The following is a 26,005-nucleotide window of genomic DNA, read 5'->3' on the forward strand; positions in this document are numbered from 1 at the left end:
CACAGGCGGCGGCACGCTCGCCGCCGCACTCCTCGTCGATCAACGAGGTCGAGCCTACGGGCCCAAGGGCCGAGTGATCGAACGTTTCCGCGATGGGCGGCGTTCCAAGTCCCCGAGTTCAGACCTGGGTTGAGACCTGGTTCAGACCTTGAGGGCGTCGGTGAACGCCGTCACCGGGCGCGTCCGGCGCTCGCCGTCCACGGTGATGTCCACGGCCTCGTTGTAGAACGCGAGGAGCCCCTGCACGGCGGCCACCGGCGGCAGCGGGTCCCGGTAGCTCCAGACGATGTTCTGCGGGACGTCGCCCGGACCGCTCCAGGTCCAGTACCGGGCCGTGCCCTTGTAGGGGCAGCGGGTGCTGTGGTCGGTGGGCTCGAAGAGGTCGAGCCGGACATCCGCGCGGGGGATGTAGAACCGCGTCGGCAAACTCGTCTCGTAGAGCAGTACCGGCCGGTGGGTGTCCGCGACGAGCAGACCGCCGACCTCCACCTGGACGTGCCGGCCGCTGCGGAGGGCGTCGACGCGTTTGTGCGGGTCACGGGGGTGGACGAAGATCTCTTCCTCCTCCTCGTACCAGTGGTCGAGACCGCTGTCCCAGTGCCTGAACCACTCGAAGGCGATGTGACCGGCCAGGTCGTCGGCGGGGAACGTCCAGGCCGCGTTCTCCACCACCCCTTCGTCGGTCGTGAGGTCGTAGAAGATCCGCGATCCGGTGTGGCTGCCCGTCGGGGGCCGCTCGGCCGGGCGCAGCAGATCCACGCGGACCTCCTCGCGCGGGAAGGCGTACAGCGGTACGGGGACGCCGGGTTCCCAGACGAGGACCGGGTGCCTGCTGTCCACGACGGTGACGTCGCCCTTGCGCCCGCGCACCCAGCGTTCGCTGGGCTCCCACAGGAGACCCTCGGGCGTGCTGCGGATGCTCTGCTCGGCGGGATGCATGGTCATGGTCTGGTCTCCTTCGGCTGGCCCAGGAGGTGCCGAGTCCCTGTCCCTGACCTTTCCATCATGGCTCACCGGGCGGCGGGAGCCGATCCGATGTCGACCACGCGGGCCCAGGCGGGCGGTGCGTCCGGTACGTAGTCGGGGTCGTTCTCGTTCCACGTCCGGCGCCGGTGCTGCCGGGGGAACAGGCCCACCACCGTCCGGCACGGCGGCCGGGTGACCGGCCAGGGCGTCTGGCCGTCGGTCAGGACCACGACGACATCGGGCCGCAGCGGCGCCCGGAGCGCCTTGGCGAAGCCGGTGCGCAGGTCCGTGCCCCCGCCGCCCAGCAGCGGAATTCCCTCACCACGGCACAGCGGGTGCACGAACTGGGCCGCCGCGTCGCACGGGACCACGGTGACCAGGTCGCGACGGCCCCCCACGGCGCGGGCGATCGCGGCGACCTCCAGGAGCGCGCTGCCCAGTTCGGCGTCACTGACCGACCCCGAGGTGTCGATGACCACCGAGACCCGAGGCGGGCGGCGCCGCAGACTCGGCAGCACGACGCCGGGCACCGAGGCCGAGCGCCGCGACGGCCGGCCGTATGTGTAGTCCTCGCCCGCCCCGGTGCCGGAGGCGGCCGAGCGGACCGCCGCTCCCAGCAACTCCCGCCAGGGCTGCGGCGGGTGGAACGCCTCCTCCGCCCACCGCAGCCATCCCTGCGGGGCGTGGCCCGGGCGGGCCGAGATGCCCTGCGCCACCCGGAACCGGACCGCGTCCTGTTCCTGCGCGCTGAGGCCGTGCGCGCCGTCGGGTCCGAGGTCCCACTCCCGGTCCAGCCCGTCGGCGCCGCTCCCGCAGTCCAGCCAGGCCAGGTCCTGCATACCCGGTCCGAGCCGGAACTGACGCAGGTAGTCCTCCATCAGCTGTCCTGGCGGCAGTCTCAAGGTTTTCGGTTCGACGGCGCCTTCGGGCCGGGTCAGCCCCTCACCGAACACGTCGTCGTTGATCTCGCAGTCCGCGGCGATGTTCATCCGCAGCCGTTCCCCCGGGCCGGTCAGCCCGCGTTCCCGCGCGACCCGGTCACTGCGGCCGTGGTGGTCGCGCAGCAGATGCGACACCTCGTGCACCCACACACCCGCCAGTTCCTCCACCGGTGTCCGCTCGACGAAGGCCGGCGAGACGTAGCACCGCCAGTGCCGGTCCACCGCCATCGTCGGGACCCACCGCGACTCCACGGTGTGCAGGGCGAACAGCGCCGTCGCCAGGTAGGGCCGGACCCGGGCGGCGTGCAGCCGGGCGGCGAACAGCTTGTCCAGGTCCAGGGCCGCGGGTACGTCCCGGCGCGGATCCTGATCGGCGTTCATCGGCCCGCCTTCGCGGTGATCGCGGTCCGGGCCGCCGCGTGGTCCGCGCGCCGGGACAGGGACACCACTCCGGCGAGCCGCTCGATCGTCGCCGGAACGTCCCAGTCCTCGCGGCGCAGCGAGGCGAGGGTGGTCGCGGGGACGACCACCAGGTCCGGGGCTCCGGTCTCCAGCGCCCGGACCAGCAGCGCCCACGCCGCGTCCCAGCGGGACTTCTCCGGGCGCCGGCGGACCGCGTCCACCACACCGTCGAGGGTGGCCTGGCGCAGGTCCCCGCGCTCGGGCAGTTCGGCACTCGCCGGGTCGGCGAGCAGCACCTCGGGGTCCGGGAGGTCCATCCGGTCCAGGCCCGCCAGCAGCTCCAGCCCCGGACCGTCTCCCACCGTGCCTCTGACCAGCAGGGAAAGCACTTCCCGGGAGGATCCGGCCGCGGTCGCGAAGGCGATCAGGCAGAGCGTCATCTCCCAGCTGCGGGGGGACGGCCAGGCGCCGCCGCGCCGGGTCTCGCTGCCGGGCATCTGGTGCACGAGTCTGGGGCGGGCCGTGAGGAGCTCGCACACGGCGCGGCGGGCGAGGTCCACGGCCTCCGCCAGCTTCTGAGGCGCGAGCCGGGGCAGGGTCGCCCGGGGCCACGTTCCGCCGAGGCCGCGTACGACGACCTCGTGGTCGTGGGTCCACTGCAGGTGGACGAACCGGTTGGCCAGCGGCGGGCTCAGCTCCCAGCCGTCGGCCGCCGAGGACCGCGGGTTGGCGGCAGCCACGATCCGGACCCCGGGCGGCAGTCGCAGAGCGCCGATCCGCCGCTCCAGCACGAGCCGGAGCAGGGCGGCCTGAACAGCCGGCGGCGCGGTGGACAGCTCGTCCAGGAACAGCAGCCCCCGGCCGGCCCGGACCAGGCGCACGGCCCAGTCCGGCGGGGCCATCGGCACACCCTGCGCCGCGGGATCGTCGCCGACGACGGGCAGTCCGGAGAAGTCGGACGGCTCGTGCACACTCGCGATCACGGTGGTCAGCGGAAGATCCAGGGACGCGGCGAGCTGGGTCAGGGCCGCGGTCTTGCCGATTCCCGGCTCACCCCACAGGAGCACCGGCAGGTCGGCGGCCACGGCCAGCGTCAACGCCTCCAGTTGGGTGTCGGGACGCGGTTCGGTGGTGGAGTCGCGGAGCAGGGCCAACAGGTCTCCGGCGACGTCGAGTTGGGATGGCGCGGAGGGGGTGGAGGGGGTGTCGGTGGCGGGGAACGGGGTGCGTGTGGGCATGTGTGATCACCTTTGGGTTCGTGAGGCGTCGAGTGGACGCGGGTGGTGCGCCGGGCGGGCGCGGTGACGGGACAAGCGGACGCGGCCGATGAGCCGAGTCGATACGCCGAGTCGATACGCCGAGTCGATACGTCGAGTGGATACGCCGGGGTGGATACGGGACGGGCTGACGTACCCCGGGTCAGCCGAGGGTCGCGTGGCGCGGGCGTGAGCGGCGGTCGCCGGCTCGGCGACCGTCCGAGTGGACGCGGACATGACCGGGCCCGGGGCCGATCAGGCCCGCCCTGAACAGGCCGTAGGTGATCCGTCGCCGTGCGGCCTCTTCCAGTTCGTCCCGCAATGCCCCGCCGCGCAGCAGCGCGTCGGGTCCCAGCAGGCCCTCGACGACGGCCAGCGCACCGGCGATGTCGCCGTGGCCGAGGCGTTCGCGGACGTCGGTGAGGCACTCCGGGCGGCGGTGCGCCTCGTCGATGACCCGCAGACAGGGAAGCGGGGTGCCGGTCAGCGCGGCCAGCAGTTCCTCGCGCCGGATCTCGCCCGGGTCGTGGTCCAGCGGGGCCAGCACACCGTCGACCAGACCGATCCGATGCCGGGCCCCCCGGCACTCCACGAGGCGAGGCCGTCCCGCCCGGTCGGAGCTCCCGGCCCTGGCCCCGGCCCCGGTCTCGGTCCCGGTCGGGACGTGATCAGGGACCAGCGAAGAGGCGACCAGCGGGTGCAGCCGGTCCGCCGCGATCGCACCGGTGCGGACGAGCTCCAGGTCCGGTGTCACCCAGGTCGCCGCGTCGGGAAGCATCGGCCGTCCCGAGGCGCCGTCGGCTCTGGACGCCGTCGTGATCCGCAGGGTGGCCGGCCCACCGGCACCGTGGCCGTCGCCGTCCGCGACCAGGTCCACCGCCAGCCGCTGTCGGCCCCCGAGCCGGACGAGGACGGTACCGGTATGCCGCCCTTCGGCACGGAGCAGGATCTCCGCCTCGGCCGCCCACCGGTCGACGGCACAGCGCCGCCCGTACGGCCCCGGTTCCCCTCCCAGCGGATCCGGATCCGGATCCGGGTCGGGCACCGGACCGCCGTCGGCGGCCAGCCGGTCGGCCCCGGACCGGAGCCGCAGTTCGTCACTCCGGCTCGCGTCCCACAGGTGGCGGTGCAGGTCGAGCCGGAACCGGCGGTTGGGGCGGGGATGCGGATGACGGCAGGCACCGGTCTCGGCGCGGGAGCCGTCCCACAGCGTGAGGCTGATCCTCTGACCGGCGTCCGCCCAGGCCGGGGGAGTCCGGGCCACGAGGTGCACCGAACCCGCTCCGGCCCGCCCCGCGGCGTCGTAGCGAGCCAGGGAGAGAGTCAGGCCGGGGCGCAGCAGCCCGTCGGGGGCGATCCTCGGCATGTGCCAGCGCAGCAGGTCGGGAGCCAGTCTGCGGAGGTCGGCCCGGACCCGGCCCGCGAGGTCGTGGCCGTGGGCGCGCGCCACGGAACGCAGACTGAGATCGACATCGACGCCCGCGGCGGCGCATGCCCCCGCCCAGTCGCCGGAGCGGCGGCGGGCGGTCGCGGTCTCGATCATGGACGGCGGCACGGCGAACTCGCGCACGCGCAGCCAGAAGGAAAGGCGGGAATCCTCGTTCGCGAGCTGAGTGAGCATCAGCACTCACCTTGCGCGGACGGGGCCCCCGATCTGTCAACAGATGGAGTAGTCATCGCGGCGGAGCGTATAGCCCCTCGATCAGCTCTGTCAGCTGCTTTTTCGCGGAGTGCCGTGCGGGGGCATCCGCGGTGGCCTCAGCGAGGTGCCGCCGTGGCGGCCCAGGTGTCGTCGTCCACGGCGAGCAGTCGGACGGTCTCCGCGCGCGGGGGCATCACGGGAACGTCGTCCCTGGTCCGCAGTGCGGCTGCGGCGGCCAGGTGTCCGAGGCGCAGCCGGGAGCGTTCGTCGCGGGACTCCAGCACCCCGGCCAGATAGCCGGCCGCGAACGCGTCGCCCGCACCGACCGGTTCCACCACCTCGGTGGGCAGGGCGGGCACGAACGTCCGCACACCGCCCGCGTACGAGGTCGCGCCGTGCTCGGCGTCCTTGACGACCACGACGGAGGCGGAGTCGAGCAGGTCCGCGATGTCGTCCGGGCGGGCGGTGCCCCACAGCGCCTCGGCCTCGTCCCGTCCGACGAACACGATGTCGGCGGCGCGGGCGAGCGTCAGCAGGGTCCGCCCGGCGCCCGCGGTGCCGTCGCGCCAGAGCGCCGGGCGGTGGTTGACGTCGAAGGAGACGGCCGGTCCACGTGTGGTGTCGTCGCGGTCGAGGAGCAGTGCCTCCAGCAGTTGTGCGCAGGTGTCGGAGATGGCCGCGGCGACGCCCGACAGGTGCACGATCCGGGCCCGGCGCAGGGTGGGATGCCGGGCCAGATCGGGTCCCATCCGGCTCGCGGCCGATCCGCGCCGGTAGTAGTGCGTACGGGTGCGGTCCGGTCCCGGGTCCTTGAAGTAGACCCCGGTGGGACGCCCCGGATCGGTCTCGACGTCGCTCACGTCCACGCCGCGCGCGGTGAGTTCGGCGAGGATGCGCCGGGCGAACGGGTCGTCGCCCAGGCGGCTCATCCAGGCGGCGCGGTGTCCGAGTCCGGCCAGCCCGCAGGCGACGTTGGACTCGGCGCCGCCGATGCCCAGGCTGAGCGCGGGCTGCTCGGCGAGCGGGCGGGCGTCCGGCGGGCTGAGCACGGCCATCGTCTCGCCGACGCACACGACGTCGGGCGTCTGCTCCTGGTGGTCGACGGTGAGGTGAGGGGGCGGCACGGGTGTCTCCTGGCGGACGGGGCGTGCGTGTGCACGGGACGGCGTGGGCGTAGCGCCTGGGCTTCGGCGGACCGGTCCGCCGGGCGTCAGGCGTCGGTCAGGCGCAGCATGACCTTGCTGCTTCCGCTGCCCGGATCGGCGGCGACGGTGAGCGCCTCCTCGGCCCGCTCCAGCGGGAAGCGGTGGGTGATCAGCGGGGTCACGTCCAGGCCGTCCCGGAGGGCGCGCAGCGCGTCGTCGATCTCCTCGACGAAACGGTACGAGCCGATCCAGGTGATCTCCCGGGTCACCAGGTCACCGAGGACGGCCGCCGCGGCCGTACCGGGCAGGTTGCCGACCTGGACGACGGTGCCGCCCCGGGCGGTGGCCCGGAGCACCGGCCCGAGCGCGGCCGGGGCGCCGGACGCCTCGAAGACCACTTCCACATCCTCGGGCAGCGCGGCGCCGCCGGACAGGTCGCGGGTGTCGTCGGCGCCCATGGCTCGGGCGACGGCGAGCGAGGAGGACGCCAGGTCGGCGGCGACGACCGTGCCCGCGCCGCGGTGCCGGGCGGCGGCGACGACCAGGGAGCCGATCGGGCCGCAGCCGTTGACCAGCACGGTACGGCCGCGCAGGTCGGGGACCCGGCCCACGGCGTGCAGGGCGACGGCCAACGGCTCGGCGAGGGCGCCCTGTTCGGTGCCGACACCGTCCGGCAGCGGCCGGATCTGCCGCGCGCCGACCACCCGGTACTCGCTGAACCCGCCGTCGGTGTGCGGGTCGAAGGCCGCCGAGCCGAAGTAGCGGACGTGCGGGTAGAGGTTGGTCCGTCCGGCGATGCGCTCGGGAAGCACGCCGTCGCCGACGAGTTGGGCCGGGTGGACGGTGACCGGTTGCCCTTCGTCGAGGCCGGTCACCCCGGCGCCGAGCGCGGCGACCCGGCCGGCGAACTCGTGCCCGAGCACCAACGGGTGCGTGAGCGCGGCGGTTCCGGACGCGCCCTTCTGCCAGTACGCGATGTCGGATCCGCAGATCCCGCCCCACTCCAGGGCCAGCAGCACCTCGCCCGCGCCGGGCACCGGCCGGGCCCGTTCGTCGACGCGCACGTCGCCGGGACCGTGCACCACCACCGCTCTCATCCGGTGGTCTCCGGCTGCCGCCCGCACCGGGGCTCCTTCGGTGATCGTCTTCATACGGCGTCCTCCAGCCGGACGAGGTCGCGTCCGCGGGTCTCGGGCGCCAGGTACGCGCTGACGCAGGTGATGAGCGAGTAGACGATGAGCATCGCCGCGATGGGCCACCAACTGCCGGTGACGGCCGTGAGGGTGGCCGCGAGGACCGGGCCGATCGCGGTGGCGAGGATGCCGCCGACCTCCTTGGCGAGCGCGAGCTGGGTGAACCGGGTGCGGGAGCCGAAGAGTTCGGCCATGGTGACGCTCTCCAGCGAGAACAGTCCGAGGACTCCGACGTTCAGGCCGAGGACCATGCCGAGCATCACGCCCGGGGTCGAGCCGGAGGTGATGAGCAGCATCACGGGGAACGCGAGGACCGCGGTCAGCAGCGAGAGCACGAGGTAGACCGCGCGGCGTCCGAACCGGTCGCCCAACAGACCGATCACCGGCACGGTGGCGAAGCCCACCAGCGAGCCGTACACGATCGCGTCGGTCGGGACGGACCGGCCGACCGCCAGGTTGGTGGCGAGGTAGCCGACGAGGAACGTCTGCATCAGCCCGGAGTTGCCCGCCTGGCCGAAGCGCAGCCCCAGGGCGAGGAAGAACGCCTTGCCCTTCCGCTGGCGGATACCGGCCGCCAGGACGCTGCCCTCCCGCTCGTCGGCCGTGGCGATCGCGGACTCGACCTCGTCACGGGCCAGCGCCACACCGTCCACCACGTCCGGGCGTTCCTCGAAGACCGGGCTCTCCTTGAGGCTGCGGCGCAGCCAGACCGCGAAGATCATCAGGGCGAAGCTCAGCAGGAAGGGCAACCGCCAGCCCCAGGAGAGCAGTTGGTCCTCGCTGAGCACCGCGAGCAGCACGGCCCACAGGCCGGAGGCGGCGAGCGTCCCGGAGTTCGTGCCGAGCGACACCAGCGAGGAGATGAGGCCGCGCCGCCGGGCGGGCGCGTACTCGGCCAGCATCACGGTCGCCCCGGCGATCTCGGCACCCGCGCCGAAGCCCTGCACCAGACGCAGCGCCACGAGCAGGATCGGCGCGAGGATGCCGATGGAGGCGTACGTGGGCAGGGCCCCGATGAGGGTGGTGGAGGCGCCCATCAGCAGGATCGTCAGGAACAGGACCTTCTTGCGGCCGATCCGGTCGCCCATCCGCCCGAAGTAGACGGCCCCGGCGAGCCGGGCGACGTACCCGACGCCGTAGGTGGCCATCGCGGCGATCAGCCCGATGGCCGGGCTGACGTCCGGGAAGAAGATCTTGTTGAAGACGATCGCGGCGGCCAGCGAGTAGAGCTGGAAGTCCATGAACTCCATGGCCGTGCCGAGCCAGCCCGAGACGGCGGCCCGGGTCAGATCTCTCGTGGTGCGCCGGGCGGGTGGCGTCTGCTGAGGGGCTGTGACGCTGTCCTTCATCGTGAACTCCGTTGTTCGGGGACGGTGGCGAAGCTGTGTGCAGAGCAGAGGGGAGAAGAGGGGGAGAGGAGGGGAGGGAGACGGGTGCTCAGATCTCGATACGTCCGGCCCGCAGGGCGGGGAGCCGGTCCGCGACGGCGCCGGTGAGGGCGTCGTCGTCCGCCAGGTCCGCGGCGCCGAGGACGCGCAGCAGCGCGCGTACCGTCTGTGCGGGGCGGGTCGCGGGCCCCCAGCAGGCGGCGAGCTCCCCGGCGGCGGGATCGGCGGGCGCGTCGGCCCGGCGGGTGCCGTGGGACCAGGCGGCGAGGGCGAGTTCGAGGACCGGGGTGCCCAGGCCGCGGGTGCGCAGTGCGCGCAGGGCGGGCAGCCAGCGCTCCGTGATCTTCACTGATCCGTCGGAGCCGATCTGCCGCAACAGGTGCCGCATGCCGGGATTGCGGAAACGTACGACGAGGTCGTCGGCGTACGCGACCGGGTCCGGGCCGCCCGCTGGGAGGGTGGGGGAGACCTCCGCGCACAGCGCCCGGACCAGACGCTCGCCCCAGTCCGCCGCCATGGTGTCGGCGATCGTGGCGAGTCCCGCGGCCGTGCCGATATGGGCCAGGGCGGAGTGGGAGCCGTTCAACAGCCGCAGTTTGGTGAGCTGGTAGGGCGCGACGTCCGGGACGAACAGGGCTCCGTCGAGCTCCCAGGGCGGCCGGGGCGCGGTGAAGGAGTCCTCCAACACCCACTGCCGGTACGGCTCACCGGTCACGGGGAGGGCGTCGCGCACTCCGAGCGCGGCGCCGGCCGCCATCCGGTCGGCGTAGCTCGTCGCGGGCACGATCCGGTCCACGACCGTCGCGGGGAAGACGACGGCTTCGGCCAGCCGGTCCAGGATCTCCGTACGGTCCGGCCAGGTGGAGGCACGGACGAAGTCGTGGACCACCCGGGCCAGCGCGACGCCGTTGTCCGCCATGTTGTCGCAGGACACGACAGCGATCGGGGGCGCGCCCGCGCGCATCCGCGCCGCCAGCCCGGCGGCGAGGCGCCCGATCACCGTGCCGAGGGGCCCGTCGGGGTCCGCCGTGAGGTCGGCGGCGACCGGCGCGGACGCCGTGTCCAGGCCGCCGGTCGACGCGGAGCGGTGGTAGCCCTTCTCGGTCACGGTGAGGGTCACCACCGATACGTCCGGGTCGACGAGCAGGGCGTCGACGGCCTTGGCGTCGGGCCCCATGGCCAGCGCGCCGACGAGCGCGCCCGCGACCCGCGTGCGGTGCCCGTCCGGACGGCGCTCGGTGACCGAGTACAGACAGTCCTGGTCCCGCAGCGTGTGGACCGTCTCCGCCGACCGGGGTGCGACCGCGGTGATGCCCCAGGGCTCGCCGGAGCGGGCGGTGGCGTGCTCGGTGTACACCGCCTGGTGCGCCCGGTGGAAGGCGCCGATCCCGAAGTGGACGACACGGGGGCGCAGTTCGGCCGGGTCGACGGCGGGCCGCAGCTCCACAGCGAGCCGGGGGAGCACCGCACGGTTCAGGGCGTCGGCGCTCACCAGTCGTGCACCGAGCCGTCGAGGCGGCGGGCGACCGGGAGATAGCGCCGCTGGTACGGGAAGCGTTCGGCCGCCTTCTCGTCGTACTCGACGCCGAGGCCCGGTTCCTCGGACGGGTGCAGCATGCCGTCGGCGAAGGTGACACCCGTACGGAACACCTCCGCGGTCTCCTCGGGGTGGCCCATGTACTCCTGGATGCCGAAGTTCGGCACGGCGATGTCGAGGTGCACGGCGGCGGCCATGCTGACGGGGGAGAGGTCGGTCGCCCCGTGGGAGCCGGTGCGCACCTGGTACAGCGCGGCGAGGTCGAAGATCCGCCGCAGGTGGGTGATGCCGCCGGCGTGCACGACCGTGGTGCGTACGTAGTCGACGAGCTGTTCGGTGATCAGGTGCTGGACGTCCCAGATCGAGTTCATCACCTCGCCGACCGCGATCGGCGTCGTGGTGTGCCGGCGGATCAGGCGGAACGCCTCCTGGTTCTCGGCCGGGGTCGGGTCCTCCATCCAGAACAGCCGGCAGCTCTCGACGCTCTTGCCGAACCGCGCCGCCTCGATCGGGGTCAGCCGGTGGTGCACGTCGTGCAGCAGATGGAAGCCGAAGCCGAAGCGTTCCCGCACGGCCTCCAGATAGGTCGGCGCGAAGCCCAGGTAGGCCTCGGTGTCCCAGGGCTGCTCGTCGGGCAGCTCGGTCGCGGCGGGCTCGTACAGCGTGCCCTTGCGTACCCCGTACGTCCCTCCGACGTCGGGCACGGCGGCCTGGGCCCGGACGGCCCTGTAGCCCAGCTCCAGATGGCGTTCGACGTCGTCCAGCAGGGAGGGCACGTCGGTGCCGCTGGCGTGCGAGTAGACGAGCACGCCGTCCCGGGAGCGGCCGCCGAGGAGTTCGTAGACGGGCAGGCCGGCCGTCTTGCCCTTGATGTCCCACAGCGCGGTGTCGACCGCGGCGATCGCCGTCATGGTGACGGGCCCGCGCCGCCAGTAGGCGCCCTTGTAGAGGTACTGCCACATGTCCTCGATACGGGCGGGGTCCCTGCCGACCAGCAGCGGGGCCACGTGGTCGCGCAGATAGCTCGCGACGGCCAGTTCACGGCCGTTGAGGGTGGCGTCGCCGAGCCCCGTGACCCCGTCGGTGGTGGTGACGCGGAGCGTGACGAAGGTCCGGCCGGGAGAGGCGACGAAGACCTCGACACGTTCGATCTTGCTCACAGCGGCTCCTTGCCCATAGCGGCTCCTTGGTCGCGAAGTACTTGTATACAAGCACCTGTCGTGCAGTACGGCAATACTTGCGCCGCGGCTCTACGTACGATGGGCCCATGGCTCAAACGAACGGGCGGCGGACGAGTCGGCGCGACATCTACCTGAAGTTGCGTCAGATGGTCCTGACCCTCGAACTCGCCCCGGGCGCAGCCCTGTCGGAGAACGAACTCGCCGCGTCCCTGGGCGTCAGCCGCACCCCGGTGCGGGAGAGCCTGATCCTGCTGGCCCAGGAGGGCCTGGTGCAGGTCTTCCCGAAGATCGGGTCGTTCGTGTCCCGGGTGGACCCGGCACAGGTCGCCGACGCCCAGTTCCTGCGGGAGGCGGTGGAGCTCGCCTCGCTGGACGACCTGCCGGGCGCGCTCGACTCCGCGCTCGTCGAGGAACTGCGGGGCAACCTGAAGCGCCAGCGGCACGCGGACCTCGACCTGGAGGAGTTCTTCGCCCTGGACGAGGCCTTCCACCACGGTCTGATGCGGCTGAGCGGCCACGGCGAGGTCTGGACCACGGTCGCCGCCGCCAAGGGCCATCTCGACCGGGCCAGGCGCCTGGGCCTGCACGAGAACGTGTCCCCGGCCGTGTTCGCGGGACAGCACCACGAGATCCTCGACGCGGTCGTCGGGGGGAACGTCCCGCTCGCCCGCACCGCCATGCGCACCCACCTGAGGGCCGTCTTCAGCGACATCGAACGCATCCGCGCCCACTCACCCGAACTGTTCGCCGCCGACGCCTCGACGGTGCCGGTGCGGCGCAATGTCGTGGTCTGGGAGTGACCGTGGCCGTCCCCCGCTTCGAGTGGTGACCGCCCGGGCCCCGGCGTACCGTCGAACGGTGGACCCACCAGTGGACGCGACCGTTCACTGACCCCTCGCGAGGGTGCGACCCCCCAAGGGACGACACACCATGAGCAGTAGCCCGCAGCCGACCTCCGCGCCAGGGGCCACCACCACGGAACAGGGTGGTGGCGGAAGCGCGATAGCCCTGCTGGTCATCGCGTCCTGCCAGCTGATGGTGGTCCTGGACATCACCATCGTGAACATCGCGCTGCCGGACATCCAGCGCTCCCTCGACTTCTCCACCACCAGCCTGGCCTGGGTGGTCAACGCGTACACCCTCACCTTCGGCGGCCTGCTGCTGCTCGGCGGCCGGGCCGGCGACATCCTCGGCAGACGGCGCGTCTTCATCTTCGGCGTGCTGCTCTTCGTGCTCGCCTCCCTGCTCGGCGGGCTCGCCCAGAACGAGGCCCAACTGCTCGCCGCACGCGCCGTCCAGGGCGTCGGCGGCGCCATCGCCTCCCCGACCTCCCTCGCCCTGATCAGCACGACCTTCCGCGAAGGCCCGGAACGCAACCGGGCCTTCGGGGTGTTCGCCGCGGTCTCGGCCGGCGGCGGCGCGATCGGCCTGCTCGCGGGCGGCATCCTCGTGCAGTACCTGAACTGGCGCTGGGTGCTGTTCGTCAACGTCCCGATCGGACTGCTCATCGCCCTCGCCACACCTCGCTGGATCAAGGAGTCCGAGCGTCACCCGGGCCGCTTCGACGTCACCGGCGCGCTGACCTCCACCTTGGGCATGGTGCTGCTGGTCTACGGATTCATCAGAGCCGCGCAGGAGGGCTGGCGGGACCCGCTCACGCTGGCCTCGTTCGCCGCGTCCGTCGTCGTCCTCGCGCTGTTCGTCCTTGTCGAACGGCGTTCCCGGCAGCCGATCACACCACTGCACATGTTCGCCGACCGCAACCGGGCGGGCACCTACGGAATCATGCTCTGCCTAGCCGCCGCGATCTTCGGGATGTTCTTCTTCCTCACGCTCTTCGTGCAGAACGTCCTGGACTTCAGCCCGCTGGCGGCCGGCCTCGCCTTCCTGCCGGTCAGCGCCGTCATCGCGGTCGGCGCCGGACTGGCCTCGCGGTTCCTGCCCCGCTTCGGCCCCAAGCCCTTCATGGTGGTGGGCGCGATCCTCGCCGCCGCCGGCCTCGCCTGGCTGACCCTGACCGACATCCACTCCACCTACGCGGGCAGTGTCCTCGGCCCGATGCTGGTCTTCAGCCTGGGCATGGGCATGGAGTTCGTCTCGCTCACCCTGATGGCCCTGTCCAACGTCCAGGTCCAGGAGACCGGCGCGGCCTCCGGGCTCCTCAACGCCACCCAGCAGGTCGGCGGCTCACTGGGGCTGTCCATCCTGGTCACGATGTTCGGTACGGCCAGCACCAACGAGGCGGAGAAACAGATCCCGACGTTCCTGGCGCAGGCCACCCCCGCCGAACGCCTGCGGTTCCAACGCACCGGACAGCTCCCACGCCCCTGGGCCGACGAGGTCCTCACCGCCGGGGTCTCGGCCGCCTTCGTCATCGCCGCGGCCTTCACGGTGCTCGCCGCGCTGATCGCCATCCTGGTCATCCAGGTGCGCTCGTCCGACCTGGAACGCCTCAAGGGCGGCACCGGAGCAGGCCCGGTCTGAGAGCCCTTCCCGGAGACCCGCTGAGGCACTGCTGAGGCCCGCTGAGTCGTACGACACATCCGGCACGTGACCCGGGTCTCATGGCACGGTCGGGGTATAGCCGGGACCATGGTGTTCTTCACCGGCAGGCCGAAGGGAACGGTAATGCTCCGCAAGGTACTGGTCGCCAACCGTGGTGAGATCGCGATTCGCGCGTTCCGCGCGGCCTACGAGCTGGGCGCACGGACCGTCGCCGTGTTCCCGCACGAGGACCGCAACTCACTGCACCGGTTGAAGGCCGACGAGGCCTACGAGATCGGTGAACCGGGGCACCCCGTACGTGCCTATCTCTCCGTCGACGAGATCATCCGCGCGGCCCGCCAGTCCGGCGCCGACGCCGTCTACCCGGGCTACGGCTTCCTGTCCGAGAACCCCGAACTCGCGCGGGCCTGCGAGGAGGCGGGCATCACTTTCGTCGGGCCGAGCACCCAGATCCTGGAGCTGACGGGCAACAAGGCGCGCGCGGTGGCCGCGGCCCGCGCGGCCGGCGTACCCGTACTGGGCTCCTCGGCGCCCTCCACCGACGTGGACGAGCTGGTCCGGGCCGCCGACGACGTCGGCTTCCCCGTGTTCGTGAAGGCGGTCGCCGGTGGTGGCGGGCGCGGTATGCGCCGCGTCGAGGAGCCCGCGCAGCTGCGGGAGTCCATCGAGGCGGCGGCCCGCGAGGCGGCGTCCGCGTTCGGCGACGCCACCGTCTTCCTGGAGAAGGCGGTCGTCGAGCCCCGCCACATCGAGGTGCAGATCCTCGCCGACGGCCAGGGCAACGTCATCCACCTCTTCGAGCGGGACTGTTCGGTGCAGCGCCGCCACCAGAAGGTGATCGAGCTCGCGCCCGCGCCCAACCTCGACCCGGATCTGCGCGAGCGGATCTGCGCCGACGCCGTGCGCTTCGCCCGGGAGATCGGCTACCGCAACGCGGGCACCGTGGAGTTCCTGCTCGACCGTGAGGGCAACCACGTCTTCATCGAGATGAACCCCCGGATCCAGGTCGAGCACACGGTCACCGAGGAGGTCACCGACGTCGACCTCGTCCAGGCGCAGCTGCGCATCGCGGCCGGTGAGACCCTGGACGACCTCGGACTCTCGCAGGAGACGGTCACCCTGCACGGCGCCGCCCTCCAGTGCCGGATCACCACCGAGGACCCCGCCAACGGCTTCCGCCCGGACACCGGCCGGATCAGCGCGTACCGCTCACCCGGCGGCTCGGGCATCCGCCTCGACGGCGGCACCACCCACGCCGGTACGGAGATCAGCGCGCACTTCGACTCGATGCTGGTCAAGCTCACCTGCCGGGGCCGGGACTTCACCACCGCGGTCAACCGCGCCCGCCGTGCCGTGGCCGAGTTCCGCATCCGCGGCGTGGCCACCAACATCCCGTTCCTCCAGGCCGTCCTCGACGACCCGGACTTCCAGGCGGGCCGGGTCACCACGTCGTTCATCGAACAGCGCCCGCATCTGCTCACCTCCCGGCACTCCGCCGACCGCGGCACCAAGCTGCTCACCTATCTGGCCGACGTGACGGTGAACAAGCCGCACGGCGAGCGGCCCGAGCTGATCGACCCCAGCAGCAAGCTCCCGCGCATCGCCGACACCGAGCCCGCCGCCGGTTCGAAGCAGCGGCTCACCGAACTCGGCCCGGAGGGCTTCGCCCGCTGGCTGCGCTCCTCCCCGACCATCGGCGTCACCGACACCACCTTCCGGGACGCCCACCAGTCGCTGCTTGCCACCCGGGTCCGTACGAAGGACATGCTCGCCGTCGCCCCGGTCGTCGCGCGCACCCTGCCCGAACTGCTCTCCCTGGAGTGCTGGGGCGGCGCCACCTATGACGTGGCCCTGCGGTTCCTCGCCGAGGACCCGTGGGAGCGGCTGGCCGCCCTGCGCGAGGCCGTCCCGAACCTGTGCCTGCAGATGCTGCTGCGGGGCCGCAACACCGTGGGCTACACGCCCTACCCCACCGAGGTGACCGACGCCTTCGTGGAGGAGGCCGCCCGCACCGGCATCGACATCTTCCGGATCTTCGACGCGCTCAACGACGTCGGCCAGATGCGCCCCGCCATCGACGCCGTACGGGCCACCGGCACGTCGATCGCCGAGGTCGCCCTCTGTTACACCTCCGACCTGTCCGACCCGAACGAGCGGCTCTACACCCTCGACTACTACCTCCGCCTGGCCGAACAGATCGTGGACGCCGGCGCCCACGTCCTGGCCGTCAAGGACATGGCGGGCCTGCTCCGCGCCCCGGCCGCCGCGAAGCTGGTCTCCGCCCTGCGCCGCGAGTTCGATCTGCCGGTGCACCTGCACACCCACGACACGTCGGGCGGTCAGCTGGCCACCTACCTCGCCGCCATCCAGGCCGGCGCGGACGCCGTGGACGGGGCGGTGGCGTCCATGGCGGGCACCACCTCCCAGCCGTCACTGTCGGCGATCGTGGCCGCGACCGACCACTCCGAGTGGCCCACCGGACTGGACCTGAGGGCCGTCGGAGACCTGGAGCCGTACTGGGAGAGCGTCCGCAGGATCTACGCGCCCTTCGAGGCGGGCCTCGCCTCACCCACCGGACGCGTCTACGACCACGAGATCCCCGGCGGCCAGCTGTCCAACCTGCGTACCCAGGCGGTCGCGCTGGGGCTCGGCGACCGCTTCGAGGACATCGAGGCGATGTACACCGCCGCCGACCGCATCCTCGGCCACCTCGTGAAGGTCACCCCCTCCTCCAAGGTGGTCGGCGACCTCGCCCTGCACCTCGTCGGCGCCGGAGTGGCACCTGACGAGTTCGAGGCGACACCCGACAAGTTCGACATCCCGGACTCCGTGATCGGGTTCCTGCGCGGCGAGCTGGGCACCCCGCCCGGCGGCTGGCCGGAGCCGTTCCGCAGCAAGGCGCTCCAGGGCCGCGCCGCCGCCAAGCCCGTACCGGAACTGACCGCCGAGGACCGCACCGGCCTGGAGAAGGACCGGCGCGCCACACTCAACCGGATGCTGTTCCCCGGGCCGACCCGCGAGTACGAGACCCACCGCGACTCCTACGGCGACACCAGCGTGCTGGACAGCAAGGACTTCTTCTACGGCCTCAGGCCCGGGAAGGAGTACGCCGTCGACCTCGAACCCGGCGTCCGGCTCCTCATCGCGCTGGAAGCCGTCGGCGAGGCCGACGAACGCGGCCTGCGGACCGTGATGTCCACCCTGAACGGTCAGCTGCGGCCCATCCAGGTGCGCGACACCGCGGCCTCCTCCGACATCCCCACCACCGAGAAGGCCGACCGCGCCAACCCCGGCCATGTCCCCGCGCCCTTCGCCGGAGTGGTGACCCTCACGGTCGCCGAGGGAGACGAGGTCGACGCGGGGGTCACCGTCGCCACCATCGAGGCGATGAAGATGGAGGCCGCGATCACCGCCCCGAAGGCCGGACGGGTCTCCCGGCTGGCGATCAACAAGATCCAGCAGGTGGAGGGCGGCGACCTGCTCGTCGAAATCGCCTGAGGCACCCCCGGGCGGCACCCGCACAGGCGCGGTGCCGCCCGCTGCCGTAGCGGGCTCTACGGCGGTCGCCCCCGCGTGCGCGAAGTCTTGACGTGTACCGGTCGTGATGGCTTCATGGGAGCGCTCCCATACTTCTGTCGATGCCTGAGTTCCTGGCGCTCACCCCCTGGAGCCGCAGTGAGAACATCAAGAAGCACGGCACGAGAGAACTCCTTGACCAAACTGTTGGCCGGCCTCGCGACCCTCGTCGGACTCGTTGTCCTCGGTGTCCTGTGCCCGGCCGTCGCCCAGGCGCAGTCGCCCGCAACCGAGGCGCAGTCGCCCGCGGCCAAGGCCACCGGCCTCCACATCAGCGACGGCCGGCTGGTCGAAGGCAACGGCAACGACTTCGTCATGCGGGGCGTCAACCACGCCCACACCTGGTACCCGAACGAGACGCAGTCGCTGGCCGACGTCAAGGCCCTCGGCGCCAACACGGTCCGTGTCGTCCTCGCCGACGGCCACCGCTGGACCGCGAACAGCGCCGCCGACGTGGCCGACGTCATCGCCCAGTGCAAGGCCAACCGGCTCATCTGCGTCCTGGAGGTGCACGACACCACCGGCTACGGCGAGGACGCCGCCGCCGGCACCCTCGACCAGGCGGCCGACTACTGGATCGGCCTGAAGAACGTGCTGGCCGGCCAGGAGAACTACATCATCATCAACATCGGCAACGAGCCCTGGGGCAACACCGGCCCCGAAGGCTGGACCGCCCCCACGATCGCCGCGATCCAGAAGCTGCGCGGCGCCGGGTTCCAGCACACGATCATGGTGGACGCGCCCAACTGGGGCCAGGACTGGCAGGGCGTCATGCGCGCCAACGCCAAGACCGTCTACGACGCCGACACCACCGGCAACCTGATCTTCTCGATCCACATGTACAGCGTCTTCGACACCGCGGCGGAGATCACCGACTATCTGAACGCCTTCGTCAACGCGAAACTGCCCCTCCTCATCGGCGAGTTCGGCGGTCCCGCCGATCAGTGGGGCGACCCCGACGAGGACACCATGATGGCCACCGCCCAGCAGTTGAAGCTCGGCTACCTCGCCTGGTCCTGGAGCGGCAACACCGACCCGATCCTCGACCTGGCGACCGACTTCGACCCCAGCCGGCTGAGTTCCTGGGGCCAGCGCATCTTCAACGGCGTCAACGGCATCGCCCAGACCTCCAAGGAAGCCACGGTCTTCGGCGGCGGGAACCCGGGTGACACCCAGGCCCCGACGGCTCCCGGCACCCCGGCCGCCTCCGCCGTGACGGCCACGTCCGCCGCCCTCACCTGGGCCGCCGCCACCGACAACGTCGGCGTCGCCGGCTACGACGTCGTGCGGGTCAGCGGCACCTCGGAGACCAAGGTCGCCTCCTCGACCACCAACTCCGTGACCGTGACGGGCCTCACCGCGAGCACCGCGTACACCTTCGCCGTCTACGCCCGGGACGCGGCCGGCAACCGGTCGGCCCGCTCCGCGACGGTGAACGTGACCACCGGGAGCGCCCCCGCCGGGACCTGCTCCGTCGGCTACCGCGTCGTCGGCGAATGGCAGGGCGGCTTCCAGGGCGAGATCGCCATCCGCAACACGGGCACCGCCGCCATCAGCGGCTGGAAGCTCGCCTTCAGCTTCGCCAACGGCCAGACCGTCACCAACATGTGGGGTGGGACCCCCACCCAGAGCGGCGGCTCGGTGAGCGTGACCCCCGCCTCCTACAACTCCACCATCTCCGCGGGCGGCTCGGTCACCGTCGGATTCATCGGCACCAGGACCGCGACCAACACCGCCCCGACCGGCTTCACCCTCAACGGCGCTGCCTGCTCCACCGCCTGACGGCCGTCGCCCTGCCCGCGGGTCACCACCCGCCCCGCGGGCCGGGGTGTCGGAGACCTGCCGCATCTCATGGCGGTGGATCTCCAGTACGAGGGCCCCGTAGTTCGGGAAGCCGCGGTAGAACGTGCCTTTCAGATCGCCCGCCTGCGTGGCGATCGTGCCCGTCGGGGTGCCCGACGCGCGCGTCAGCTCGGCCAGGGCCATATCCAGGGTGCGTTCGCGAGTGCGGTGCGCGTTCGATCGCGGGGGCCCGCCCTTCTTCCGCCGCACTGGTCCTCCTCGCGGTGGGGGGGTCGGGGCCGCGTCGGGGGGTGTCCGTCCTCGGAACGGCGCGGAATCGGTTGATTACCGATTTGGCGGTGTTGACGCGCCAACCGCTGCGGGCGGACACCCCCCGACGCGTCCCCTTGGCGCCGTGCCCGGCTGCGGAGCAGTGCTCGCGTCCGGAACCGGCACTTGCTGACCGGACAACTGTCCACTACGTTCGGTCTTAGCGGACAGCTGTCCGTTTGAGCGCACTCTAGCGTCGGACCCTCGCCCCGGCGCACTCCGGATACGCGAAAGAAGACTGATCATGACCCCAGTCCCCGAGTCGACGTACAGCGCCGTCACTTTGAAGATCAACGGCGAGAAGCACACACTGTCCGTCGACCACCGCACCACCCTGCTCGACGCCCTGCGTGAGCGCCTTGACCTGACCGGCACCAAGAAGGGCTGCGACCAGGGGCAGTGCGGGGCCTGCACCGTTCTGCTCGACGGCCGCCGGGCGGTGTCCTGTCTCCAACTCGCCGTGGCCGCCGAGGGACGCGAGGTCACCACCATCGAGGGCATGGCCGAGGGCGACCGACTGCACCCCGTGCAGCAGGCGTTCCTCGACCTCGACGGCTATCAGTGCGGCTACTGCACGCCGGGTCAGATCTGTTCGGCCGTCGCGGTGATCGAGGAACACGCGGCCGGCTGGCCGAGCGCCGTCACCGGCGACGTCAGTCCCGAGGCCGGGCCACCGCCCCTGAGCCCCGAGGAGATCCGGGAGCGGATGAGCGGCAACCTGTGCCGCTGCGGCGCGTACGTGTCGATCGTCGAAGCGGTCGCCCGCGCGGCCGGGAACGCGACCACGGAGGCGGCGGCATGAGGGAGTTCGACTACCGGCGCGCGCACGATGTCTCCGGCGCCCTCGCCCTGCTCGACGCCGACCCGGAAGCCCGTTTCCTCGGCGGCGGAACCAACCTCGTCGACCTGATGAAGGCCGGCGTGGAACGTCCCGCCCGGCTCGTCGACGTCCGCGAACTCCCCTTGGACCACATCGAGGTGACGGCGGACGGCGGCCTGCGCATCGGCGCGACCGTCACCAACAGCGACCTCGCCGCTCACCCCGAAGTCCGCCGCCGCTACCCGGCGTTGACTCAGGCGGTCCTGGCCGGAGCCTCCGGTCAGCTGCGCAACATGGCCACGGTCGGCGGAAACCTGCTTCAGCGCACCCGCTGCGGCTACTTCACCGACCTGTCCAAGCCCTGCAACAAGCGCGTCCCCGGCAGCGGTTGCCCCGCCATCGCCGGCGAGCACCACAACCACGCCATCCTGGGCGCCTCCGACCACTGCGTGGCCACCCACCCCTCCGACATGGGCGTGGCGCTGACCGCCTTCGACGCGGTCGTCTCGTACGAAACCGCCGACGGGCCCGGGGGTACCCCCTCCGGGGGAGAGTTGCCGCTCGCCGACTTCTACCTGCCGGTCGGTGACACTCCCCACCGGGAGACGGCGCTGCCGCCGGGCGCGCTGATCACCGGCGTCACCCTGCCGCCCGCACCGGTGGCCGCCCACTCCCGCTACCGCAAGGTCCGCGAGCGTGCCTCGTACGCCTTCGCCATCGGGTCGATCGCCGCCGCCCTCGACGTGCACGACGGCGTCGTACACGAGGTACGCCTCGCGTTCGGGGCCGTCGCCTCCCGGCCGTGGCGCGCCCGGGCGGCCGAGCGGGCACTGACCGGCGCTCCGGCCGACGCCGAGACCTTCGCCGCCGCCGCGGACGCCGAACTCGCCGCGGCGAAGCCGCTGCCGCACAACGGATACAAGGTGACCCTCATGCGCAACCTCGTGGTGGCCGTCCTGACCGAACTCGCCGAGGAGGCCACCCGATGACCACCGCCCCCACGGCGCGCAAGAACGCCGTCGGCACCGCACACACCCGTGTCGAGGGCCGGGACAAGGTCACCGGGGCCGCGCGCTACGCGGGAGAGATCCCGTTCGCCGAACTCGCCCACGGCTGGCTGGTGTTGTCCACCATCGCCCGCGGCCGGATCCGCTCGGTTCAGGACGGTCCCGTCCTCGCCATGCCGGGCGTGGTCGCCGTCCTGCACCACGGCAACGCCTCTCGCGTCCATACCGACTACTTCGGCATGCTGGGCAAGCCGGACCCGACCGCGGCCGTTTTCCAGCACGACCGGGTGCCACACGTGGGCTGGCCGGTGGCGCTGGTCGTCGCCGACACCTCCGAGCAGGCCAGGGAAGCCGCCGAGGCGCTGGTCGTGCACTACGAAACCGAGCCGCACGACGTGACGTTCGCCGGCGAGCACCCCGACGCGTACCCGCTCGACTCGCATGGGCCCGCGGTCGCGGAGAAGGGTGATCTCGACGCCGAACTCGCCGCGTCCGCCGTGGTCGTGGACGAGGAGTACACCACCCCGGAAGAGCACCACAACCCGATGGAGCCGCACGCCGCGACGGCGCTGTGGGACGGCGGCCGGCTGGAGGTCGTCGACTCCAACCAGGGCACCACGTGGGTCGCGAGCGAACTGGCGAACCTGTTCGCGCTCGACCCGGCGACGGTACGGGTGCGCTCCGAACATGTCGGCGGCGGCTTCGGCAGCAAGGGCGTGCGCGCCCACCAGGTGGCCGCCGTGATGGCCGCGACCCACCTGCGACGCCCGGTCCGGGTGGTCATGACCCGCCGTCAGATGTTCTCGCTCGCCGGCTACCGCAGCCCCACCCGGCAGCGCCTGAGGCTCGGCGCCGACGCCGACGGTCGACTGCGCGCGCTGGAGCACCAGTCCCTGAGCGCCACCTCCACCGTGCACGAGTTCATCGAGTCGGGCGCCGGCCCGGCCCGGACGATGTACGACGCCGACGCCCACCACACCGGCAACAAGCTCGTACGGCTCGACGTGCCGACCCCGACCTTCATGCGCGCGCCGGGCGAGGCACCGGGATCGTTCGCGCTGGAGTCGGCGATCGACGAACTCGCCGAGAAGTGCGGCCTCGACCCGATCGAACTGCGCGTCCGCAACGAGCCCGACCGGGGCCCGGTGTCCGGACTGCCGTTCAGCGGCCGCAACTTGATCGCCTGCTTCCGGGAGGGTGCCCGCAGGTTCGGCTGGGCCGACCGGGACCCGCGCCCCGGCCTGCGCCGCGACGGACGCCTGCTGCTCGGCACCGGCATGGCGGCCGCCTCCTTCCCCGCGGGCGCCGGCCCGTCCACGGCGGCCGTGACGGCGGAGGCGGACGGCACCTTCACCGTGCGGATCAACGCCGCCGACATCGGCACCGGGGCCCGGACGGCGATGACCCTGGTCGCCGCCGACGCGCTGGAGACCGTGCCCGCACAGGTCCGGGTGCGTATCGGGGACAGCGACCTCGGCCCCGCGTTCATCGCGGGCGGCTCCATGGGCACCCGTTCCTGGGCGTGGGCGGTCATGGCCGCCGCCGGTGAACTGCGGGAGCGGCTCGCCCTCGGCGCCGACATCCCGCCCGAGGGGATCACCGTACGGTCCGACACCACGGAGGCCATCGGCGCCCTGGCCCAGAAGGAACGGCACTCCTTCGGCGCCCAGTTCGCCGAGGTCGCCGTGGACCCCGCCACCGGCGAGGTACGGGTACGCCGCATGCTCGGCATCTTCGCGGCCGGCCGGATCGTCAACCCGCTCACCGCCCGGAACCAGTTCATCGGCGGCATGACCTGGGGCATCTCCATGGCCCTGCATGAGGAGGCCGTCCGCGACCTGGCCTCCGGCGGCAACTACGGCGCCGACCTCGCGGGCTACCACGTCGCCGCCCATGCCGACATCCCGGCCATCGAGGCGGACTGGGTGGACGACCCCGACCCGGACGACCCGGTCGGCATCAAGGGCATCGGCGAGATCGGCATCGTGGGCGCGGCGGCGGCCGTCGCCAACGCGGTCTGGCACGCGACCGGCGTACGCCACCGGAACCTGCCGATCCGGCCCGACCGTGTTCTGCTGGCGGGCGGACATGCTTGACATCGCCGAAGAGCTGCACCGCTGGGCCGAGGAGGGACGGGAGTTCGCCGTCGCCACCGTGGTGGCCGTCGGCGGCAGCGCCCCGCGCGGACCTGGCGCGGCCCTCGCCGTCGACGGCGAGGGCACGGTGATCGGGTCGGTCTCCGGAGGGTGTGTGGAGGGCGCGGTGTACGACCTGTGCGCGCGGGCGCTCCAGACCGGCGAGACGGTCCTCGAACGGTTCGGCTACAGCGACGAGGACGCCTTCGCGGTGGGGCTGACCTGCGGCGGGATCATCGACATCCTGGTCACACCGGTCCGCGCGGATACGCCCGCCCGGCCGGTGCTCCGATCCGTGCTGTCGGCCGCCGCCAAGGGGGAGTCGACGGCCGTCGCCCGGGTGGTGCGCGGTCCCGCCGAACTCCTCGGCACAGCTCTGGTGGTGCGCCCCGACGGGTCGCACGAGGGCGGACTCGGCGGCCCCGCGGCACTGGACGGCACGGTCGCCGCCGAGGCCCGGGCCCTGCTGGACGCCGGCCGCACCGGCACCCTCGACCTGTCGGCGAGCGCGGCGGGACGGGGGTCCCCCCGGACGGAGTCCGGGGGAGGCTCGCGCTGGCCCGACGGCCTGACCCTGCTCGTCGAGTCGAGCGTGCCGCCGCCCCGCATGATCGTCTTCGGTGCGATCGACTTCGCCGCGGCGCTGGTGCGCGCCGGGAAGTTCCTCGGCTACCACGTGACCGTGTGCGACGCCCGGCCCGTCTTCGCCACCCGGGCCCGCTTCCCCGAGGCCGACGACATCGTGATCGACTGGCCGCACCGCTATCTGCGGGGCACCGCGACCGACGCGCGCACGGTGCTGTGCGTGCTCACCCACGACGCCAAGTTCGACGTACCCCTGCTCACGGAGGCCCTGCGGCTGCCGGTCGCCTACGTCGGCGCGATGGGCTCACGGCGCACCCACCTCGACCGGGAGCGGCGGCTGCGCGAAGTCGGCCTGAACGAACGGGAGTTGGCCCGGCTGCGGTCGCCGATCGGTCTGGACCTCGGCGCTCGTACGCCGGAGGAGACCGCGCTGTCCATCGCGGCGGAGATCGTCGCGGCCCGGCGGGGCGGCACCGGCGCGCCGCTGACCGGCTCGGCCATGCCGATCCACCGTGCCGAGCCGACGGGTTCCGCGCCGACGGTCAGCGCGACGCGGATCCGGACGGCGCGGGGACGAGGCCGAGCCGTTGAGCGCGCAGCACCGTGCTGACGCGGTCGTGCGTGCCGAGCTTCCGGTAGATGTTGGCGATGTGCTTGTGGACCGTACGGTCCGATATGCCCAGGCGGCGACCCATCGCGGTCGCCGTCAGGGCGTCGCTGAGCAGGAGCAGCACGGCCGTCTCCCGGGGCGTCAGACCGAGATCCGCGGCCGGCTCCTCGGCAGCGTCCCGGACGATGTCCCCGGCGGTCAGGAACTGCCAGCGCTCCAGAAGCTGCCGCTGCTGCTCGACGGCCACCAACAGCGGCTGCACCTGCTCGGCGAGCCGGACCTGGTCGTCGGTGAAGTCCCGGCCGCCGCGGTAGACGAGGCACCCGGTGATCGGGGCGGTCGACCGCGGCAGCGGAATCCCGAGCACATGGTCGGCGTCCATGAGGTCGCCGATCAGCCGGGCGGTCGCGCTGGCGGACCAGGCGTTCCCGGCCGCCCGGCGCGCGGTGACGGGCGTCCGGTCCGGTCCGGTCGCGTAGTGCTGTGCGAAGGGGTAACCCCTGCGCAGCAGACCCATGGCCTCGTCCCCGAGGCGGCCGAACTCCGCCGCGGCGGCCGGCGACACACCGACCGTGCCCGCGCTCTCGTTCCAGTCGTCCAGCTTGTAGAGCACGACGTCGCCGCCCAGCAGGTTCGGCAGGGCGCTCGCCAGCAGGGGCCACAGCCGCTGCGGTTCACGCTCGTGAAGTGCCGCGACCGCCACCGACACCATGCGCTCGTAGGCGTCGCCCAGCCCCGGTGCCATGTCCCTCTCCGCGTGTCCGGCCCGTTCGTGTACGTAGTTGTACCCATACCGGCGCGACCTCTCGCCGTTCCACAATCCAGTCGGGCAACAGCGACGTTCTCGGATGTACTCCAGCACACGGCGCCTGTGCGCACGAGGCGGGGGGAACAGGCCGCGGCCGTCACCCGGCGCGGCCCCGCAGATTCCGTGTGGGCCGCCGGCGCGGGGGACCGGCGGCCCACACGGGCCTTCGAGCGGAACGTACGTTCCCGGGGGCCGG

The 26,005-nt window shown here is 72.4% G+C and carries 18 protein-coding genes; 8 read left to right on the plus strand and 10 right to left on the minus strand.

Going from position 1 to position 26,005, the window contains the following annotated elements; genetic code table 11:
• Nucleotides 1-141: 141 nt before the first annotated feature.
• From AB0H86_RS18695 to manD, 9 genes are all read right to left on the minus strand, one after another.
• On the minus strand, nt 142-945 hold the full coding sequence (locus AB0H86_RS18695; RefSeq protein ID WP_362439192.1) for a DUF427 domain-containing protein: 804 nt from the start codon (nt 943-945) through the stop codon (nt 142-144).
• Nucleotides 946-1,010: 65 nt separating this feature from the next.
• Nucleotides 1,011-2,288 (minus strand): VWA-like domain-containing protein, encoded by a 1,278-nt coding sequence (locus AB0H86_RS18700; protein ID WP_362439195.1) that lies wholly within the window; start codon nt 2,286-2,288, stop codon nt 1,011-1,013.
• Complete coding sequence (locus AB0H86_RS18705; protein ID WP_362439198.1) at nt 2,285-3,547, minus strand: MoxR family ATPase; 1,263 nt, start codon at nt 3,545-3,547, stop codon at nt 2,285-2,287. The genes AB0H86_RS18700 and AB0H86_RS18705 overlap by 4 nt, the downstream gene beginning before the upstream one ends.
• Nucleotides 3,548-3,728: 181 nt before the next feature.
• On the minus strand, nt 3,729-5,186 hold the full coding sequence (locus AB0H86_RS18710) for a hypothetical protein (protein WP_362439201.1): 1,458 nt from the start codon (nt 5,184-5,186) through the stop codon (nt 3,729-3,731).
• 137 nt (nt 5,187-5,323) lie between these two features.
• Nucleotides 5,324-6,331: a sugar kinase gene (locus tag AB0H86_RS18715; protein WP_362439204.1), complete on the minus strand. Its 1,008-nt coding sequence runs from the start codon at nt 6,329-6,331 to the stop codon at nt 5,324-5,326.
• 86 nt (nt 6,332-6,417) lie between these two features.
• Entirely contained in the window at nt 6,418-7,503 is a 1,086-nt protein-coding gene (locus tag AB0H86_RS18720; protein ID WP_362439207.1) for an L-idonate 5-dehydrogenase, read from the minus strand.
• The gene (locus AB0H86_RS18725; protein ID WP_362439210.1) at nt 7,500-8,894 is read right to left on the minus strand and encodes an MFS transporter; all 1,395 of its coding nucleotides are present in this window, start codon (nt 8,892-8,894) and stop codon (nt 7,500-7,502) included. Before AB0H86_RS18725 ends, AB0H86_RS18720 begins: the two co-directional genes overlap by 4 nt.
• Nucleotides 8,895-8,982: 88 nt before the next feature.
• Nucleotides 8,983-10,425 (minus strand): mannitol dehydrogenase family protein, encoded by a 1,443-nt coding sequence (locus tag AB0H86_RS18730; protein WP_362439213.1) that lies wholly within the window; start codon nt 10,423-10,425, stop codon nt 8,983-8,985.
• Nucleotides 10,422-11,630, minus strand: a complete 1,209-nt coding sequence (gene manD, locus AB0H86_RS18735) for a D-mannonate dehydratase ManD (protein WP_362439216.1) — start codon at nt 11,628-11,630, stop codon at nt 10,422-10,424. The genes AB0H86_RS18730 and manD overlap by 4 nt, the downstream gene beginning before the upstream one ends.
• A gap of 107 nt (nt 11,631-11,737) precedes the next feature.
• Here manD and AB0H86_RS18740 point away from each other — a divergent pair, with 107 nt between their 5' ends.
• From AB0H86_RS18740 to AB0H86_RS18775, 8 genes are all read left to right on the plus strand, one after another.
• Complete coding sequence (locus tag AB0H86_RS18740; protein ID WP_362439219.1) at nt 11,738-12,451, plus strand: GntR family transcriptional regulator; 714 nt, start codon at nt 11,738-11,740, stop codon at nt 12,449-12,451.
• A gap of 130 nt (nt 12,452-12,581) precedes the next feature.
• Nucleotides 12,582-14,135, plus strand: a complete 1,554-nt coding sequence (locus AB0H86_RS18745; RefSeq protein WP_362439222.1) for an MFS transporter — start codon at nt 12,582-12,584, stop codon at nt 14,133-14,135.
• 144 nt (nt 14,136-14,279) lie between these two features.
• Nucleotides 14,280-17,654, plus strand: a complete 3,375-nt coding sequence (locus AB0H86_RS18750; protein WP_362439225.1) for a pyruvate carboxylase — start codon at nt 14,280-14,282, stop codon at nt 17,652-17,654.
• Nucleotides 17,655-17,831: 177 nt separating this feature from the next.
• Nucleotides 17,832-19,514, plus strand: a complete 1,683-nt coding sequence (locus tag AB0H86_RS18755) for a cellulase family glycosylhydrolase (protein ID WP_362439229.1) — start codon at nt 17,832-17,834, stop codon at nt 19,512-19,514.
• 574 nt (nt 19,515-20,088) lie between these two features.
• Nucleotides 20,089-20,646 (plus strand): 2Fe-2S iron-sulfur cluster-binding protein, encoded by a 558-nt coding sequence (locus tag AB0H86_RS18760; protein WP_362439232.1) that lies wholly within the window; start codon nt 20,089-20,091, stop codon nt 20,644-20,646.
• On the plus strand, nt 20,643-21,653 hold the full coding sequence (locus AB0H86_RS18765) for a xanthine dehydrogenase family protein subunit M (protein ID WP_362439235.1): 1,011 nt from the start codon (nt 20,643-20,645) through the stop codon (nt 21,651-21,653). Before AB0H86_RS18760 ends, AB0H86_RS18765 begins: the two co-directional genes overlap by 4 nt.
• Entirely contained in the window at nt 21,650-23,767 is a 2,118-nt protein-coding gene (locus AB0H86_RS18770; protein WP_362439238.1) for a xanthine dehydrogenase family protein molybdopterin-binding subunit, read from the plus strand. The genes AB0H86_RS18765 and AB0H86_RS18770 overlap by 4 nt, the downstream gene beginning before the upstream one ends.
• The gene (locus AB0H86_RS18775; RefSeq protein ID WP_362439241.1) at nt 23,760-25,001 is read left to right on the plus strand and encodes an XdhC/CoxI family protein; all 1,242 of its coding nucleotides are present in this window, start codon (nt 23,760-23,762) and stop codon (nt 24,999-25,001) included. Before AB0H86_RS18770 ends, AB0H86_RS18775 begins: the two co-directional genes overlap by 8 nt.
• Here the strand turns inward: AB0H86_RS18775 and AB0H86_RS18780 are convergent.
• Nucleotides 24,934-25,746, minus strand: a complete 813-nt coding sequence (locus AB0H86_RS18780; protein ID WP_362439244.1) for a LuxR C-terminal-related transcriptional regulator — start codon at nt 25,744-25,746, stop codon at nt 24,934-24,936. The genes AB0H86_RS18775 and AB0H86_RS18780 overlap by 68 nt on opposite strands.
• Nucleotides 25,747-26,005 lie beyond the last annotated feature (259 nt).

It is taken from the genome of Streptomyces sp. NPDC050997, assembly GCF_040660135.1.
In the GTDB taxonomy this organism is placed as follows: Bacteria; Actinomycetota; Actinomycetes; order Streptomycetales; family Streptomycetaceae; genus Streptomyces.